The sequence below is a fragment of the Pseudomonas sp. J380 genome, assembly GCF_009827115.1.
GTDB classification, from domain to species: Bacteria; Pseudomonadota; Gammaproteobacteria; order Pseudomonadales; family Pseudomonadaceae; genus Aquipseudomonas; species Aquipseudomonas paracarnis.
In genome coordinates this window covers 416734-433897 of sequence record NZ_CP043060.1, presented here as the reverse complement: position 1 = coordinate 433897, position 17164 = coordinate 416734, and the positions used below count along the sequence as shown (strand labels likewise).

Sequence of the window (17164 nt, the reverse complement as noted above, 5' to 3'; positions counted from 1 at the left end):
ACTTCAAACAAGACGCGACGAGGTTTTTCCCCATGGCACTGACACGCGAACAGCAAATTGCAGCCCTTGAAAAAGACTGGGCTGAAAACCCACGCTGGAAAGGCGTGACCCGCGCTTATTCCGCTGCTGACGTCGTCCGCCTGCGTGGCTCGGTCCAACCTGAGCACACCTTTGCAAAACTCGGCGCCGAGAAGCTGTGGAACCTGGTCACTCAGGGTGCCAAGCCTTCTTTCCGTCCCGACAAAGATTTCGTCAACTGCATGGGCGCCCTCACTGGCGGCCAGGCAGTCCAGCAGGTAAAAGCCGGTATCCAGGCGATCTACCTGTCCGGTTGGCAAGTGGCAGCGGACAACAACTCCGCTGAATCCATGTACCCCGACCAATCGCTGTATCCGGTGGACTCGGTGCCAACCGTGGTCAAGCGCATCAACAACTCGTTCCGTCGTGCCGACCAGATCCAGTGGAAAGCCGGCAAGAACCCAGGCGATGAAGGCTACATCGACTACTTCGCGCCAATCGTGGCTGATGCCGAGGCCGGTTTCGGCGGCGTACTCAACGCCTACGAGCTGATGAAGAGCATGATCGAAGCAGGCGCTGCCGGCGTGCACTTCGAAGACCAGCTTGCGTCAGTGAAGAAATGCGGCCACATGGGCGGCAAGGTACTGGTACCGACCCAGGAAGCCGTGCAGAAGCTGACCGCTGCCCGCCTGGCCGCTGACGTTGCCGGCACACCGACCATCATCCTGGCCCGTACCGACGCCAACGCGGCAGACTTGCTGACCTCGGACTGCGACCCGTACGACCAACCATTCGTTACCGGCGAGCGTACCCAGGAAGGCTTCTATAAAGTGCGCGCCGGCCTCGACCAGGCAATCGCCCGCGGCCTGGCCTACGCGCCGTACGCCGACCTGATCTGGTGCGAAACCGCCAAGCCGGACCTGGACGAAGCCCGTCGCTTCGCCGAAGCGATCAAGAAGGAATACCCGGACCAACTGCTGTCCTACAACTGCTCGCCTTCCTTCAACTGGAAGAAGAACCTGGACGACGCGACCATCGCCAAGTTCCAGCGCGAACTGTCGGCAATGGGCTACAAGCACCAGTTCATCACCCTGGCCGGCATTCACAACATGTGGCACAGCATGTTCAACCTGGCGCACGACTACGCCCGCAACGACATGACAGCCTACGTGAAGCTGCAGGAGCAGGAATTCGCTGACGCCGCCAAAGGCTACACCTTCGTGGCGCACCAGCAGGAAGTGGGCACCGGTTACTTCGACGACATGACCACCGTGATCCAGGGCGGCACCTCGTCCGTGACCGCGCTGACCGGTTCGACCGAAGAAGAGCAGTTCCACTAAGTACCGCGTACACGGCCACTGCGGCCCCACGGAAGACCTAACCGCAGTGCCGCGCAACAATCACGCCCCGACTGGTTCGGGGCGTTTTTTTTGCCTAGGAATCACCGAAAATCAATGGTGGGAGCTGGCTTGCCTGCGATGGCGGTGGGTCAGAGGCAGGTGTTTCAGCTGATCCGCCGCCATCGCAGGCAAGCCAGCTCCCACATTGACCACGCCCAATCCATAGTTTTTTGCTAAAAACATTGATCCAGAGCGGTATCCGCGCACATCCGATCGGTTAAAAGAACCGTTGCGACAACTAAGCGACACTCAAGCAAGTAACGGTAACTTCCCGCGCCACATGAGAAACACTCGCTTACACCCCTCGCAAACAATATTCATTATCATTTGGCACCCGAAAACTTCGTTACAGCTTAAACAAAACATAATTGATGAAAAGCCCGCTAATGCCCACACCACAAGGGCTACAGCCCCAAGAAGGTGCACTATGTGCTTATTCCACCGAATAATTTCGCCCTGGGAATTTTACTTGCCCGGTGTTTAGCCATAAAATCACCGCGATTGATTGCAGTGCGACATATCGTCACTGCATCGTTACTTTTTCGAGCTCAGAGACCTTTGCTCTCTGTTAAGGATTTCCAGCATGACCGACGCGACAGGACTCATGGCCCACAACTGGGGCTTTGCCATTTTCCTTCTCGGTGTTGTAGGCCTTTGCGCCTTCATGCTCGGCGTGTCCAGCCTCCTTGGGTCAAAAGCCTGGGGCCGCAGCAAAAACGAACCGTTCGAATCCGGCATGCTGCCTACAGGTGGCGCCCGCTTGCGGCTCTCAGCCAAATTCTATCTGGTCGCGATGTTGTTCGTGATCTTCGATATCGAAGCCCTCTTTCTCTTTGCATGGTCTGTGTCCGTCCGCGAAAGCGGCTGGACCGGATTCGTCGAAGCTCTCGTTTTCATAGCAATTCTGTTGGCAGGTCTTGTCTACCTGTTCCGAGTGGGCGCCCTTGACTGGGCTCCGGAAGCTCGTCGCAAGCGGCAAGCGAAGCTGAAACAATGAGGCTTTGGCAATGCAATACAATCTCACCAGGATCGACCCGGATGCTCCTAACGAGCAGTACCCCATCGGCGAACGAGAAACCGTTTCCGACCCGTTAGAAGACCAAGTCCACAAAAACATCTACATGGGCAAGCTGGAAGACGTGCTGAGTGGCGCGGTCAACTGGGGGCGTAAAAACTCCCTGTGGCCGTACAACTTCGGCCTTTCGTGCTGCTACGTGGAAATGACCACCGCCTTCACGGCGCCCCACGACATCGCACGCTTCGGCGCCGAAGTTATCCGGGCCTCGCCGCGCCAGGCGGATTTCATGGTTATCGCCGGGACCTGCTTCATCAAGATGGCGCCGATCATCCAGCGTCTCTATGAGCAAATGCTCGAGCCGAAATGGGTTATCTCCATGGGTTCGTGCGCCAACTCCGGTGGCATGTACGACATCTACTCGGTCGTTCAAGGCGTGGACAAGTTCCTGCCCGTGGACGTCTACGTGCCTGGCTGCCCGCCCCGTCCCGAAGCGTTCCTGCAAGGCTTGATGCTGTTGCAGGAATCGATTGGCAAGGAGCGTCGCCCACTGTCCTGGGTGGTCGGTGATCAAGGCGTTTATCGCGCCGAGATGCCGTCTCAAAAGGAACAGCGCCGCGAACAGCGAATCGCAGTCACCAACCTGCGCAGCCCCGACGAAGTCTGATCCAGCACCGCTTCTTTTATAGAACGAAAACCTGGCTTCATTCTTTACGTTGACCGAAAGCGATAAAAAACCATGACTACAGGCAGTGCTCTGTACATCCCGCCTTACAAGGCAGACGACCAGGATGTGGTTGTCGAACTCAATAACCGTTTTGGCCCTGACGCCTTCACCGCCCAGGCCACACGCACCGGTATGCCGGTGCTGTGGGTGGCGCGTGCCAGGCTCGTCGAAGTCCTGACCTTCCTGCGCAACCTGCCCAAGCCGTACGTCATGCTCTATGACCTGCATGGCGTGGACGAGCGTCTGCGCACCAAGCGCCAGGGCCTGCCGAGCGGCGCCGATTTCACCGTGTTCTACCACCTGATGTCGCTGGAACGTAACAGCGACGTGATGATCAAGGTCGCGCTGAGCGAGAGCGACCTGAGCATCCCGACCGTCACCGGTATCTGGCCGAACGCCAGCTGGTACGAGCGTGAAGTCTGGGACATGTTCGGTATCGACTTCCCGGGCCACCCGCACCTGACGCGCATCATGATGCCGCCGACCTGGGAAGGTCACCCGCTGCGCAAGGACTTCCCTGCCCGCGCCACCGAATTCGACCCGTTCAGCCTCAACCTGGCCAAGCAGCAGCTAGAAGAAGAGGCGGCGCGCTTCCGCCCCGAAGACTGGGGCATGAAGCGTTCCGGCACCAACGAGGACTACATGTTCCTCAACCTGGGCCCGAACCACCCTTCGGCTCACGGTGCCTTCCGTATCATCCTGCAACTGGACGGCGAAGAGATCGTCGACTGCGTCCCGGACATCGGCTACCACCACCGTGGCGCCGAGAAGATGGCCGAGCGCCAGTCCTGGCACAGCTTCATCCCGTACACCGACCGTATCGACTACCTCGGCGGCGTGATGAACAACCTGCCGTACGTGCTCTCGGTCGAGAAGCTGGCCGGCATCAAGGTGCCGGACCGCGTCGACACCATCCGCATCATGATGGCCGAGTTCTTCCGCATCACCAGCCACCTGCTGTTCCTGGGTACCTATATCCAGGACGTCGGCGCCATGACCCCGGTGTTCTTCACCTTCACCGACCGTCAGCGCGCCTACAAGGTCATCGAAGCCATCACCGGTTTCCGCCTGCACCCGGCCTGGTACCGCATCGGCGGCGTGGCCCACGACCTGCCGAACGGCTGGGAACGCCTGGTCAAGGAATTCATCGACTGGATGCCCAAGCGCCTGGACGAGTACCAGAAAGCCGCCCTCGACAACAGCATCCTCAAGGGCCGCACCATCGGCGTCGCGCAGTACAACACCAAAGAGGCCCTGGAATGGGGCGTCACCGGTGCCGGCCTGCGTTCCACCGGTTGCGACTTCGACCTGCGTAAAGCGCGCCCGTACTCCGGATACGAGAACTTCGAGTTCGAAGTACCGCTGGCGGCCAATGGCGATGCCTACGACCGTTGCATCGTGCGCGTCGAAGAAATGCGCCAGAGCCTGAAGATCATCGAGCAGTGCATGCGCAACATGCCGGCCGGCCCGTACAAGGCGGATCACCCGCTGACCACGCCGCCGCCCAAAGAGCGCACGCTGCAGCACATCGAAACCCTGATCACGCACTTCCTGCAGGTTTCGTGGGGCCCGGTGATGCCGGCCAACGAATCCTTCCAGATGATCGAAGCGACCAAGGGTATCAACAGTTATTACCTGACGAGCGATGGCGGCACCATGAGCTACCGCACCCGGATTCGTACCCCAAGTTTTGCCCACTTGCAGCAGATCCCTTCGGTGATCAAAGGCGAGATGGTCGCGGACTTGATTGCGTACCTGGGTAGTATCGATTTCGTTATGGCCGACGTGGACCGCTAAGCATGAACAGCACGCTTATCCAGACAGACCGTTTCACCTTGAGTGAAACCGAGCGCTCGGCCATCGAGCACGAGCTGCATCACTACGAAGACCCGCGCGCGGCGTCGATCGAAGCCTTGAAGATCGTCCAGAAGGAACGTGGCTGGGTGCCCGACGGCGCCCTCTACGCCATTGGCGAGATCCTTGGCATCCCCGCCAGCGACGTTGAAGGCGTGGCGACGTTCTACAGCCAGATCTTCCGCCAGCCGGTTGGCCGCCACATCATTCGCGTGTGCGACAGCATGGTCTGCTACATCGGTGGCCATGAGTCGGTGGTCAGCGAGATCCAGAACAAGCTGGGCATTGGCCTCGGCCAGACCACCCCGGACGGCCGCTTCACGCTGCTGCCGGTGTGCTGCCTGGGCAACTGCGATAAGGCGCCGGCGTTGATGATCGACGACGACACATTCGGTGACGTGCAGCCCGCTGGCGTCACCCAATTGCTCGAGGGCTACCCATGACCCTGACTTCCTTCGGCCCGGCCAACCTGATCAAGCGTTCGGCCGAGACTCACCCGCTGACTTGGCGCCTGCGTGACGACGGCGAGCCGGTATGGCTTGACGAATACCAGGCCAAGAACGGTTACGCCGCAGCGCGCAAAGCCTTCGCCGACATGGCCCAGGACGATATCGTCCAGACCGTGAAGGACGCCGGCCTCAAAGGTCGCGGCGGTGCGGGTTTCCCCACCGGCGTGAAATGGGGCCTGATGCCCAAAGACGAATCCATCAACATCCGCTACCTGCTGTGCAACGCGGATGAGATGGAGCCCAACACCTGGAAAGACCGCATGTTGATGGAGCAACTGCCCCATCTGCTGATCGAAGGCATGTTGATCAGCGCCCGTGCGCTCAAGACCTACCGTGGCTATATCTTCCTGCGTGGCGAGTACACCACCGCCGCCAAGCACCTCAACCGTGCCGTGGAAGAAGCCAAGGCCGCCGGCCTGCTGGGCAAGAACATCCTCGGCTCCGGTTTCGACTTCGAACTGTTCGTGCACACCGGCGCCGGGCGTTATATCTGCGGTGAAGAAACCGCACTGATCAACTCCCTCGAAGGCCGCCGCGCCAACCCACGCTCCAAGCCGCCCTTCCCCGCCGCCGTGGGCGTGTGGGGCAAGCCGACTTGCGTGAACAACGTCGAGACCCTGTGCAACGTGCCGGCGATCATCGCCGACGGCGTGGACTGGTACAAATCCTTGGCTCGCGAGGGCAGCGAAGACATGGGCACCAAGCTCATGGGTTTCTCCGGCAAGGTCAAGAACCCTGGCCTGTGGGAGCTTCCGTTCGGCGTGACCGCTCGCGAGCTGTTCGAGGACTACGCCGGCGGCATGCGCGACGGCTACACCTTGAAAGCTTGGCAGCCAGGTGGCGCCGGCACCGGTTTCCTGCTGCCCGAGCACCTCGACGCACAGATGTATGCCGGCGGCATCGGCAAGGTGGGCACCCGGATGGGTACTGGCCTGGCGATGGCGGTGGACAATACGGTGAACATGGTCTCGTTGCTGCGCAACATGGAGCAGTTCTTTGCCCGCGAGTCCTGCGGTTTCTGCACCCCCTGCCGCGACGGTTTGCCGTGGAGCGTCAAGCTGCTGATGGCTTTGGAAAATGGCGAAGGCCGCGAGGGTGACATCGAAACCCTGCTCGGCCTGGTCGGCTTCCTCGGCCCAGGCAAGACTTTCTGTGCTCACGCACCGGGCGCCGTGGAGCCATTGGGCAGCGCAATCAAATACTTCCGCCCTGAATTCGAGGCCGGCATCGCGCCAACACGCGCGGGCGAACTCACTCAGGTGGTATCACCGACCATGGTCGGTGCGTAGAGCTTAAAGAAGCGAAGGGTCCGTGCCCTTCGCTTTTCTCATGTGCTGACGCCGCAAAGGCTGTGTAGATGCACATGAATAACAAGATTCCATTAGCCACGCCCGCTGACAACGGGCCAACGAAGAACTTTGAACCATGGCCACTATCCACGTAGACGGCAAAGCGCTCGAAGTCGATGGGGCGGACAACCTGTTACAGGCATGTCTGTCACTCGGCCTCGACATCCCGTATTTCTGCTGGCACCCCGCTCTCGGTAGCGTCGGTGCCTGTCGCCAGTGTGCGGTCAAGCAATACACAGACGAAAACGACACCCGTGGTCGTATCGTCATGTCCTGCATGACCCCAGCCACCGACAACACCTGGATCTCCATCGACGATGAAGAATCCAAGGCGTTCCGCGCCAGCGTTGTCGAATGGCTGATGACCAACCACCCCCACGACTGCCCGGTCTGTGAGGAAGGCGGTCACTGCCACCTGCAAGACATGACGGTGATGACTGGCCACAACGAGCGCCGTTATCGCTTCACCAAGCGTACCCACCAGAACCAGGACCTCGGCCCGTTCATTTCCCACGAAATGAACCGCTGCATCGCCTGCTACCGCTGCGTGCGCTTCTATAAGGACTACGCCGGCGGCACCGACCTCGGCGTATTCGGCGCCCACGACAACGTGTACTTCGGTCGCGTTGAAGACGGCGTGCTCGAAAGCGAATTCTCCGGCAACCTCACCGAGGTCTGCCCGACCGGTGTGTTCACCGACAAGACCCACTCCGAGCGCTACAACCGCAAGTGGGACATGCAATTTGCGCCGAGCATCTGCCATGGCTGCTCCAGCGGTTGCAACATCTCCCCGGGCGAGCGCTACGGCGAACTGCGTCGTATCGAAAACCGCTTCAATGGTTCGGTCAACCAGTACTTCCTGTGCGACCGTGGCCGTTTCGGCTACGGCTACGTCAACCGCGAAGACCGCCCACGCCAGCCCCTGCTGGCCGATGGCGCCAAGCTGAGCCTGGACGCCGCGCTGGATAAAGCCGCCGACCTGTTGCGCGGGCGCACTATCGTCGGTATCGGTTCGCCACGCGCCAGCCTCGAAAGCAACTTCGCCTTGCGTGAACTGGTGGGTGCAGAGCATTTCTACAGCGGCATCGAAGCCGGTGAACTGGAGCGCATCCGCCTGGTCCTGCAAGTGCTGAACGACAGCCCGCTGCCAGTGCCGAACATGCGCGACATCGAAGACCACGATGCGATCTTCGTACTCGGTGAAGACCTGACCCAGACCGCTGCGCGCATCGCGCTGTCACTGCGTCAGTCGGTCAAAGGCAAGGCCGAAGAAATGGCCGACGCCATGCGCGTACAGCCTTGGCTTGACGCCGCCGTGAAGAACATCGGCCAGCACGCGCTGAACCCGCTGTTTATCGCTTCCCTGGCTGAAACCAAGCTCGACGACATCGCTGAAGAATGCGTACACGCCGCGCCGGACGACCTGGCGCGCCTCGGTTTCGCCGTGGCCCACGCCCTCGACGCCAGCGCACCCGCCGTTGAAGGCCTGGACGCTGAAGCTGTCGAGTTGGCTCAGCGCATTGCCGACGCCCTGCTGGCGGCCAAGCGCCCGCTGATCATTGCCGGTACCTCGTTGGGTTCCAAGGCGCTGATCGAAGCCGCCGCCAACATCGCCAAGGCCCTTAAGCTGCGCGACAAAAATGGCTCCATCAGCCTGGTGGTGCCGGAAGCCAACAGCCTGGGCCTGGCAATGCTCGGTGGCGAGTCCGTGGACGCGGCGCTGCAAGCGGTGATCGACGGCAACGCCGACGCCATCGTGGTGCTGGAAAACGACCTGTACACCCGCACCGCTGCCGCCAAGGTTGACGCTGCACTGGACGCGGCCAAAGTGCTGATCGTCGCCGACCACCAGAAGACCGCCACCAGCGACCGCGCCGACCTGGTGCTGCCAGCCGCCACCTTCGCCGAAGGCGACGGCACACTGGTCAGCCAGGAAGGCCGCGCCCAGCGCTTCTTCCAGGTGTTCGATCCGAAGTACATGGACGCCAACATCCTGGTGCACGAAGGCTGGCGCTGGCTGCATGCCCTGCGCGCCACCCTGCTGAACCAGCCGATCGACTGGACCCAACTCGACCACGTGACTGCTGCCACCGCCGCCAGCGCGCCGCAGCTTGCTCGTATCGTGGATGCCGCGCCTTCTGCCGCGTTCCGCATCAAGGGCCTGAAACTGGCACGTGAGCCGCTGCGTTACTCCGGTCGTACCGCCATGCGTGCTGACATCAGCGTGCACGAGCCACGTACCCCGCAAGACAACGACACCGCGTTTGCCTTCTCCATGGAAGGTTATTCGGGTTCGGCCGAACCGCGTCAGCAGGTGCCATTTGCCTGGTCGCCGGGCTGGAACTCGCCGCAGGCCTGGAACAAGTTCCAGGACGAAGTCGGTGGTCACATCCGCGCTGGCGACCCGGGCACTCGCCTGATCGAAACCAGCGGTGACTCGCTGAACTGGTTCGCTGCGGTACCGCGTCCGTTCAACCCGGCGCCGGGCACTTGGCAAGTCGTGCCGTTCTTCCACCTGTTCGGCAGCGAAGAAACTTCTTCCAAGGCCGCGCCGGTTCAAGAGCGCATTCCTGCCGCCTATGTGTCCGTGGCCAAGTCCGAAGCCGACCGCCTGGGCGTCAACGACGGTGCCCTGCTCAGCCTCAACGTGGCCGGCCAGACCTTGCGTCTGCCGCTGCGTATCAACGATGAGTTGGGTGCCGGCCTGGTTGCACTGCCTAAAGGCATCGCCGGTATTCCGCCTGCCATTTTCGGCAAAACCGTTGACGGTCTGCAGGAGGCAGCGCAATGACTTGGTTCACGCCGGAAGTAATTGACGTGATCATCTCGGTGGTCAAGGCCATCGTGATCCTGTTGGCCGTGGTCGTCGCGGGCGCCCTGCTCAGCTTCGTCGAACGTCGCCTGCTGGGCTGGTGGCAGGACCGTTACGGTCCGAACCGCGTTGGCCCGTTCGGCATGTTCCAGATCGCTGCCGACATGCTGAAAATGTTCTTCAAGGAAGACTGGACCCCGCCGTTTGCCGACAAGGTGATCTTCACCCTGGCACCGGTGGTAGCCATGAGCGCATTGCTGATTGCGTTTGCAATCATCCCGATCACCCCGACCTGGGGCGTGGCGGACCTGAACATCGGCTTGCTGTTCTTCTTCGCCATGGCCGGTTTGTCGGTATACGCGGTGCTGTTCGCCGGTTGGTCGAGCAACAACAAGTTCGCCCTGCTGGGCAGCTTGCGTGCCTCGGCCCAAACCGTATCCTATGAAGTGTTCATGGGGTTGGCACTGATGGGCATCGTGGTGCAGGTTGGCTCGTTCAACATGCGCGACATCGTCGAGTACCAGGCGCAGAACCTGTGGTTCATCATTCCGCAGTTCTTCGGCTTCTGCACCTTCTTCATCGCTGGCGTGGCCGTGACTCACCGTCACCCCTTCGACCAGCCGGAAGCGGAACAGGAACTGGCCGACGGTTACCACATTGAATATGCCGGCATGAAGTGGGGCATGTTCTTCGTCGGTGAGTACATCGGCATCATCTTGATCTCGGCCCTGCTGGTCACGCTGTTCTTCGGCGGCTGGCACGGTCCGTTCGGCATCCTGCCGCAGTTGGCCTTCTTCTGGTTCTTCCTGAAGACCGCGTTCTTCATCATGCTGTTCATCCTGCTGCGCGCCTCGATTCCGCGCCCGCGCTATGACCAGGTGATGGATTTCAGCTGGAGATTCTGCCTGCCGCTGACCCTGATCAATTTGCTGGTGACGGCTGCCGTCGTGTTGTTGAACACGCCAGCTGCCGCGGTTCAGTGAGGATTTGACCCATGTTCAAATATATTGGCGACATCGTTAAGGGTACCGGTACCCAGTTGCGAAGCCTGGTGATGGTGTTCGGTCACGGCTTTCGCAAACGCGACACCCTGCAATACCCCGAAGAAGCGGTGTACCTGCCGCCGCGCTATCGCGGCCGCATCGTACTGACCCGCGACCCCGACGGCGAAGAGCGTTGCGTAGCCTGCAACCTGTGCGCCGTGGCGTGCCCGGTGGGTTGCATTTCCCTGCAGAAAGCTGAAACCGAAGACGGTCGCTGGTACCCGGACTTCTTCCGCATCAACTTCTCGCGCTGCATTTTCTGCGGCCTCTGCGAGGAAGCTTGCCCGACCACCGCGATCCAGCTCACACCGGATTTCGAGATGGCCGAGTTCAAACGTCAGGACCTGGTGTACGAGAAAGAAGATCTTTTGATCTCTGGTCCCGGTAAAAACCCTGATTACAACTTCTATCGTGTTGCAGGTATGGCCGTTGCCGGTAAGCCAAAAGGCGCCGCACAAAACGAAGCCGAGCCGATCAACGTGAAGAGCTTGCTGCCTTAAGGAAGAAAGATGGAATTCGCTTTCTATTTCGCATCGGGTATTGCAGTGGTGTCCACGCTTCGCGTGATCACCAACACTAACCCCGTGCACGCCCTGCTCTACCTGATCATTTCGCTGATCGCCGTGGCCATGACCTTCTTCAGCCTCGGCGCACCGTTCGCCGGTGTGCTGGAAGTGATCGCCTATGCCGGCGCCATCATGGTGCTGTTCGTGTTTGTGGTGATGATGCTCAACCTGGGGCCGGCTTCGGTCGCCCAGGAGCGCGTCTGGCTCAAGCCCGGCATCTGGCTCGGCCCGGTTGTCCTCGCAGCCCTGCTGCTGGGTGAACTGCTGTATGTGCTGTTCGCTCACCAGAGCGGCCAGGCCATCGGCCACACCACCGTAGACGCGAAAGCCGTGGGCATCAGCCTGTTCGGCCCGTACCTGCTGGTGGTCGAACTGGCTTCGATGCTGCTGCTCGCCGCAGCCATCACTGCCTTCCACTTGGGCCGCAACGAAGCCAAGGAGCAATGACGATGCCTGCTATCCCTTTGGAGCATGGTCTGGCGGTCGCCGGCATCCTGTTCTGCCTTGGCCTGGTCGGCCTGATGGTTCGCCGTAACATTCTGTTCGTGTTGATGAGCCTGGAAATCATGATGAACGCCGCAGCACTGGCGTTCATCGTGGCAGGCGCACGTTGGGGCCAGCCGGATGGACAAGTCATGTTCATCCTGGTGATCAGCCTGGCAGCCGCCGAAGCCAGTATTGGCCTGGCGATCCTGCTGCAGCTGTATCGTCGCTTCCACACGCTTGATATCGACGCTGCCAGTGAGATGCGCGGATGAACATGATCTTTCTGACTTTCGTATTCCCCCTGATCGGTTTCCTGCTGCTGTCGTTCTCTCGCGGACGCTGGTCGGAAAACCTCTCGGCCCTGATCGGCGTGGGCTCCATCGGCCTGTCGGCCATCGTGGCCGCCTATGTCATCTGGCAATTCAACGTGGCGCCGCCAGAAGGCGGTCACTACACCCTGGTGCTGTGGCAGTGGATGGCGGTCGAGGGCTTCAAGCCCAACTTCGCCCTCTACATCGACGGCCTGTCGATCACCATGCTCGGCGTAGTGGTGGGTGTGGGTTTCCTGATCCACCTGTTCGCGTCCTGGTACATGCGCGGTGAAGCGGGCTACTCGCGTTTCTTCTCGTACACCAACCTGTTTATCGCCAGCATGTTGTTCCTGGTGCTGGGCGATAACCTGTTGTTCCTGTACTTCGGCTGGGAAGGCGTGGGCCTGTGCTCGTACCTGTTGATCGGTTTCTACTACAGCAACCGCAACAACGGTAACGCAGCACTCAAGGCGTTTATCGTCACCCGCATCGGCGACGTGTTCATGGCCATCGGCCTGTTCATCCTGTTCCAACAGGTGGGCACGCTGAACATCCAGGAACTGCTGGTGCTGGCACCGCAGAAATTCCAGGTCGGCGACTTCTGGATCACCCTGGCTACCCTGATGCTGCTGGGTGGCGCCGTGGGTAAATCTGCGCAACTGCCGCTGCAAACCTGGCTGGCGGATGCAATGGCCGGTCCTACCCCGGTATCGGCACTGATCCACGCCGCCACCATGGTAACCGCCGGTGTCTACCTGATCGCCCGTACCCACGGCCTGTTCACCCTGGCGCCGGACATCCTGCACCTGGTGGGTATCGTCGGCGGCGTGACCCTGGTACTGGCCGGCTTCGCCGCGCTGGTGCAGACCGACATCAAGCGTATCCTCGCCTACTCGACCATGAGCCAGATCGGCTACATGTTCCTGGCCCTGGGCGTCGGCGCCTGGGACGCGGCGATCTTCCACCTGATGACCCACGCGTTCTTCAAGGCCCTGCTGTTCCTCGCCTCCGGTGCGGTGATCGTGGCCTGCCACCACGAGCAGAACATCTTCAAGATGGGCGGCCTGTGGAAGAAACTGCCACTGGCCTACGCCAGCTTCATCGTCGGTGGTGCCGCCCTGGCGGCCCTGCCGCTGGTAACCGCAGGCTTCTACTCCAAGGACGAAATCCTCTGGGAAGCTTTCGCCAGCGGTAACCAGAACCTGCTGTACGCAGGCCTGGTAGGTGCGTTCATGACCTCGCTGTACACCTTCCGCCTGATCTTCATCACCTTCCACGGTGAAGCCAAGACCGAAGCGCACGCAGGCCACGGCATCTCCCATTGGTTGCCACTGTCGGTGCTGATCATCCTGTCGACCTTCGTCGGTGCGATGATCACCCCGCCACTGCACGGTGTATTGCCACAAAGCGTCGGCCATGCCGGCGGCGAAGCCCAGCACAGCCTGGAAATCGCCTCGGGCGCCATCGCCATCGCCGGTATCCTGCTGGCGGCTCTGCTGTTCCTCGGCAAGCGTCGCTTCGTGACTGCCGTGGCCAACAGTGGCATTGGTCGCTTCCTGTCGGCCTGGTGGTTCGCTGCCTGGGGCTTCGATTGGATCTACGACAAACTGTTCGTCAAACCTTACCTTGCGATCAGCCACGTGCTGCGCAAAGACCCGCTCGACCAGACCATCGGTTTGATCCCGCGTGCCGCCAAGGCCGGTCACACCGCCCTGAGCCGCAGCGAGACCGGCCAATTGCGTTGGTATGCAGCGTCCATGGCGGCGGGTGCCGTTCTGGTGATCGGCGCCATCGTCGTGGTAGCGGTCTGACTATGTTTAAGTGCACTGCGTACTTTGCGAACTTGCGAAAGGAAACGAGCCCGTCATGATTCTGCCCTGGCTAATCCTGATCCCCTTTATCGGCGGCCTGCTCTGCTGGATGGGTGAACGCTTCGGCGCCACCCTCCCCCGCTGGATTGCGTTGCTGACCATGTCCCTGGAACTCGCGCTCGGCCTCTGGCTGTGGGCCCACGGTGACTATTCATTCGCTCCGGCACCGGGTGTCGATCCCACCTTCGCGCTTGAATTCAAGCACGTGTGGATCCAGCGCTTCGGCATCAATGTGCACCTGGCCCTCGACGGCCTGTCGCTGTTGATGATCCTGCTGACCGGCCTGCTGGGTATCCTCTCGGTACTCTGCTCCTGGAAAGAGATCCAGCGTCACGTGGGCTTCTTCCACCTGAACCTGATGTGGATCCTGGGCGGCGTTGTCGGCGTGTTCCTCGCCCTCGACCTGTTCATGTTCTTCTTCTTCTGGGAAATGATGCTGGTGCCGATGTACTTCCTCATCGCGCTCTGGGGTCACAGCTCTTCGGACGGCAAGAAAACCCGGATCTACGCAGCGACCAAGTTCTTCATCTTCACCCAGGCTTCCGGCCTGATCATGTTGGTGGCGATCCTGGGTCTGGTCCTGGTCAACTTCAACAACACCGGCGTGATTACCTTCAACTACGCCGACCTGTTGAAAACCAAGATGTCGCTGACCACCGAGTACGTGCTGATGCTGGGCTTCTTCATCGCCTTCGCGGTGAAGCTGCCGGTGGTGCCGTTCCACTCCTGGTTGCCTGACGCTCACGCCCAGGCGCCGACTGCCGGTTCCGTGGACCTGGCCGGTATCCTGTTGAAGACCGCTGCCTACGGCCTGCTGCGTTTCGCCCTGCCGCTGTTCCCGAATGCTTCGGCCGAATTCGCGCCGATTGCCATGACCCTGGGTCTGATCGGGATCTTCTACGGTGCGTTCCTGGCTTTCGCGCAAACCGACATCAAGCGTCTGATTGCCTTCTCGTCCGTTTCCCACATGGGTTTCGTACTGATCGGTATCTACTCCGGCAGCCAACTGGCGCTGCAGGGTGCGGTGATCCAGATGTTGGCCCACGGTGTTTCGGCCGCTGCCCTCTTTATCCTCAGTGGTCAGCTGTACGAGCGCCTGCACACCCGTGACATGCGTGAAATGGGTGGCGTGTGGTCGCGCATCGCTTACCTGCCGGCGATCAGCCTGTTCTTTGCCGCCGCGTCGCTGGGCTTGCCGGGTACCGGTAACTTCATCGGCGAGTTCCTGATCCTGATGGGTGCCTTTGTGCAGACGCCGTGGATCAGCGCCATCGCCACCTCCGGCCTGGTGTTCGGTTCGGTCTACTCGCTGATCATGATCCACCGCGCCTATTTCGGCCCGGCCAAGTCCGACACCGTCCTGCAAGGGATGGATGCGCGCGAACTGATCATGGTGCTCGGCCTTGCGGTGTTGCTGATCTTCATCGGCGTGTACCCGCAACCGTTCCTGGACACTTCTGCCGCAACGATGCATGGCGTGCAGCAGTGGTTCGGCACCGCCTTCTCTCAACTCGCTTCGGCCCGGTAAGAGCGCTATGGAATTCACGATCCAACACTTTATCGCGCTTGCGCCGCTGCTGATTACCAGCCTCACCATCGTGGTGGTGATGCTGGCAATCGCCTGGCGCCGCAATCACTCGCAAACGTTCCTGCTGTCCTGCGCCGGGTTGAACCTGGCCCTGCTGTCGATCATCCCGGCCCTCAAGGTCGCGCCACTGGCAGTCACGCCATTGATGATGGTCGATGACTTCGCGCTGCTGTACATCGCCCTGATCCTGGTGGCGACCCTGGCCTGCGTCACCCTCGCCCACGCCTACCTCGGCGAAGGCGGCACCGGCTACCCGGGCAACCGCGAAGAGCTGTACCTGCTGATCCTGCTGGCTGCGGCCGGCGGTATCGTGCTGGTCAGCGCGCAGCACCTGGCGGGCCTGTTCATCGGCCTGGAACTGCTGTCGATCCCGACCTACGGCCTGGTGGCCTACGCCTTCTTCAACAAGCGCTCCCTGGAAGCCGGCATCAAGTACATGGTGCTGTCGGCCGCCGGTTCCGCGTTCCTGTTGTTCGGTATGGCCCTGCTCTACGCCGAAGCCGGCAGCCTGAGCTTCACCGGTATCGGCCACGCGCTGGCCGCCACCAACAGCCCGGCGCCGATTGCCCAGTTGGGCCTGGCGATGATGCTGATCGGCCTGGCATTCAAGCTGTCGCTGGTGCCGTTCCATCTGTGGACCCCCGACGTGTACGAAGGCGCCCCGGCGCCGGTGGCCGCGTTCCTGGCGACCGCGTCGAAAGTGGCCGTGTTTGCAGTGATGGTGCGTCTGTTCCAGATCTCCCCTGCCGCCAACACCGGCGTGCTGAGCAACGTGCTGACCGTGATCGCCATTGCGTCGATCCTGTTCGGTAACCTGCTGGCGCTGACCCAGAACAACCTCAAGCGTCTACTGGGTTATTCGTCCATCGCCCACTTCGGCTACCTGCTGATCGCCCTGGTGGCGAGCAAAGGCCTGGCCGTGGAAGCCATTGGCGTGTACCTCGTCACCTACGTGATCACCAGCTTGGGTGCGTTCGGCGTCATCACCTTGATGTCGTCGCCGTATAAAGGCCGTGACGCCGACGCCCTGTACGAATACCGCGGCCTGTTCTGGCGCCGTCCGTACCTGACCGCCGTGCTCACCGTGATGATGCTGTCGTTGGCCGGCATTCCGCTGACGGCGGGCTTTATCGGCAAGTTCTACATTGTCGCGACCGGTGTCGAAGCCCACGAATGGTGGCTGGTTGCCTCGCTGGTACTGGGCAGCGCCATCGGCGTGTTCTACTACCTGCGCGTGATGGTCACCCTGTACCTGATCGAGCCAAACCTGCGCCGTGTGGATGCCGAGCTGCATTGGGAACAGAAGGCAGGCGGCGTCATGCTGCTGGCCATCGCCCTGCTCGCGTTCTTCCTGGGCGTGTACCCACAACCGTTGCTCACCCTGGTGCAGCACGCGGTGCTGGGCGTTTGATCGCTTAGGTTGATGCACTAAACAGAACGGCGCCTTTGGGCGCCGTTTTGCGTTTCAGGGGCGAGGTATTAGAGAGGCGGTGCATTCATCATCGCCTTCGCGGGCAAGCCCGCTCCCACATTTGGAATGCGTTCCCCTGTAGGAGCGAGCTTGCTCGCGAAAAACGTCGACGATAATGCGTGCTTCCTGAATAAACGCGGCGCC

The 17164-nt window shown here is 61.0% G+C and carries 14 protein-coding genes; all 14 read left to right on the top strand.

Going from position 1 to position 17164, the window contains the following annotated elements; all coding sequences use genetic code 11:
• Positions 1 to 32 precede the first annotated feature (32 nt).
• The 14 genes from aceA (at position 33) to nuoN (ending at position 16960) form a co-directional block, all read left to right on the top strand.
• Positions 33 to 1358 (top strand): isocitrate lyase, encoded by a 1326-nt coding sequence (gene aceA / locus FXO12_RS02190; protein ID WP_003174717.1) that lies wholly within the window; start codon positions 33 to 35, stop codon positions 1356 to 1358.
• A 643-nt stretch (positions 1359 to 2001) separates the two neighbouring features.
• Positions 2002 to 2415 carry an NADH-quinone oxidoreductase subunit A gene (locus FXO12_RS02185; RefSeq protein ID WP_003192109.1) on the top strand — a complete coding sequence of 138 codons (414 nt, stop codon included), beginning with the start codon at positions 2002 to 2004 and terminating at the stop codon, positions 2413 to 2415.
• A gap of 10 nt (positions 2416 to 2425) precedes the next feature.
• A complete protein-coding gene (locus tag FXO12_RS02180) occupies positions 2426 to 3100 on the top strand; it encodes an NADH-quinone oxidoreductase subunit B family protein (RefSeq protein ID WP_003174719.1) in 675 nt (224 codons plus the stop codon).
• Between the two features lie 72 nt (positions 3101 to 3172).
• The gene (gene nuoC / locus FXO12_RS02175; RefSeq protein WP_003192111.1) at positions 3173 to 4957 is read left to right on the top strand and encodes an NADH-quinone oxidoreductase subunit C/D; all 1785 of its coding nucleotides are present in this window, start codon (positions 3173 to 3175) and stop codon (positions 4955 to 4957) included.
• Between the two features lie 2 nt (positions 4958 to 4959).
• Positions 4960 to 5457, top strand: coding sequence for an NADH-quinone oxidoreductase subunit NuoE (nuoE, locus tag FXO12_RS02170; RefSeq protein ID WP_003174721.1), 498 nt, complete (start codon positions 4960 to 4962; stop codon positions 5455 to 5457).
• Positions 5454 to 6812 (top strand): NADH-quinone oxidoreductase subunit NuoF, encoded by a 1359-nt coding sequence (nuoF, locus tag FXO12_RS02165; RefSeq protein WP_057974910.1) that lies wholly within the window; start codon positions 5454 to 5456, stop codon positions 6810 to 6812. The genes nuoE and nuoF overlap by 4 nt, the downstream gene beginning before the upstream one ends.
• Before the next feature lie 136 nt (positions 6813 to 6948).
• Entirely contained in the window at positions 6949 to 9663 is a 2715-nt protein-coding gene (nuoG, locus tag FXO12_RS02160; protein ID WP_057974911.1) for an NADH-quinone oxidoreductase subunit NuoG, read from the top strand.
• Positions 9660 to 10667 (top strand): NADH-quinone oxidoreductase subunit NuoH, encoded by a 1008-nt coding sequence (gene nuoH, locus FXO12_RS02155; RefSeq protein WP_003174724.1) that lies wholly within the window; start codon positions 9660 to 9662, stop codon positions 10665 to 10667. The genes nuoG and nuoH overlap by 4 nt, the downstream gene beginning before the upstream one ends.
• An 11-nt stretch (positions 10668 to 10678) precedes the next feature.
• Positions 10679 to 11227, top strand: coding sequence for an NADH-quinone oxidoreductase subunit NuoI (gene nuoI, locus FXO12_RS02150; RefSeq protein ID WP_003174725.1), 549 nt, complete (start codon positions 10679 to 10681; stop codon positions 11225 to 11227).
• A gap of 9 nt (positions 11228 to 11236) precedes the next feature.
• Positions 11237 to 11740: an NADH-quinone oxidoreductase subunit J gene (gene nuoJ / locus FXO12_RS02145; protein ID WP_003174726.1), complete on the top strand. Its 504-nt coding sequence runs from the start codon at positions 11237 to 11239 to the stop codon at positions 11738 to 11740.
• Between the two features lie 2 nt (positions 11741 to 11742).
• The gene (nuoK, locus tag FXO12_RS02140) at positions 11743 to 12051 is read left to right on the top strand and encodes an NADH-quinone oxidoreductase subunit NuoK (protein ID WP_003174727.1); all 309 of its coding nucleotides are present in this window, start codon (positions 11743 to 11745) and stop codon (positions 12049 to 12051) included.
• The gene (gene nuoL / locus FXO12_RS02135) at positions 12048 to 13901 is read left to right on the top strand and encodes an NADH-quinone oxidoreductase subunit L (protein WP_014718912.1); all 1854 of its coding nucleotides are present in this window, start codon (positions 12048 to 12050) and stop codon (positions 13899 to 13901) included. The genes nuoK and nuoL overlap by 4 nt, the downstream gene beginning before the upstream one ends.
• Before the next feature lie 55 nt (positions 13902 to 13956).
• Entirely contained in the window at positions 13957 to 15489 is a 1533-nt protein-coding gene (nuoM, locus tag FXO12_RS02130; protein WP_014718913.1) for an NADH-quinone oxidoreductase subunit M, read from the top strand.
• Between the two features lie 7 nt (positions 15490 to 15496).
• Positions 15497 to 16960, top strand: coding sequence for an NADH-quinone oxidoreductase subunit NuoN (gene nuoN / locus FXO12_RS02125; RefSeq protein WP_003174731.1), 1464 nt, complete (start codon positions 15497 to 15499; stop codon positions 16958 to 16960).
• Positions 16961 to 17164 lie beyond the last annotated feature (204 nt).

Excerpts from the sequence above, each read along its gene's own strand:
- aceA (WP_003174717.1), top strand. The coding sequence starts at position 33 with ATGGCACTGACACGCGAACAGCAAATTGCAGCCCTTGAAAAAGACTGG.
- FXO12_RS02185 (WP_003192109.1), top strand. The coding sequence starts at position 2,002 with ATGACCGACGCGACAGGACTCATGGCCCACAACTGGGGCTTTGCCATT.
- FXO12_RS02180 (WP_003174719.1), top strand. The coding sequence starts at position 2,426 with ATGCAATACAATCTCACCAGGATCGACCCGGATGCTCCTAACGAGCAG.
- nuoC (WP_003192111.1), top strand. The coding sequence starts at position 3,173 with ATGACTACAGGCAGTGCTCTGTACATCCCGCCTTACAAGGCAGACGAC.
- nuoE (WP_003174721.1), top strand. The coding sequence starts at position 4,960 with ATGAACAGCACGCTTATCCAGACAGACCGTTTCACCTTGAGTGAAACC.
- nuoF (WP_057974910.1), top strand. The coding sequence starts at position 5,454 with ATGACCCTGACTTCCTTCGGCCCGGCCAACCTGATCAAGCGTTCGGCC.
- nuoG (WP_057974911.1), top strand. The coding sequence starts at position 6,949 with ATGGCCACTATCCACGTAGACGGCAAAGCGCTCGAAGTCGATGGGGCG.
- nuoH (WP_003174724.1), top strand. The coding sequence starts at position 9,660 with ATGACTTGGTTCACGCCGGAAGTAATTGACGTGATCATCTCGGTGGTC.
- nuoI (WP_003174725.1), top strand. The coding sequence starts at position 10,679 with ATGTTCAAATATATTGGCGACATCGTTAAGGGTACCGGTACCCAGTTG.
- nuoJ (WP_003174726.1), top strand. The coding sequence starts at position 11,237 with ATGGAATTCGCTTTCTATTTCGCATCGGGTATTGCAGTGGTGTCCACG.
- nuoK (WP_003174727.1), top strand. The coding sequence starts at position 11,743 with ATGCCTGCTATCCCTTTGGAGCATGGTCTGGCGGTCGCCGGCATCCTG.
- nuoL (WP_014718912.1), top strand. The coding sequence starts at position 12,048 with ATGAACATGATCTTTCTGACTTTCGTATTCCCCCTGATCGGTTTCCTG.
- nuoM (WP_014718913.1), top strand. The coding sequence starts at position 13,957 with ATGATTCTGCCCTGGCTAATCCTGATCCCCTTTATCGGCGGCCTGCTC.
- nuoN (WP_003174731.1), top strand. The coding sequence starts at position 15,497 with ATGGAATTCACGATCCAACACTTTATCGCGCTTGCGCCGCTGCTGATT.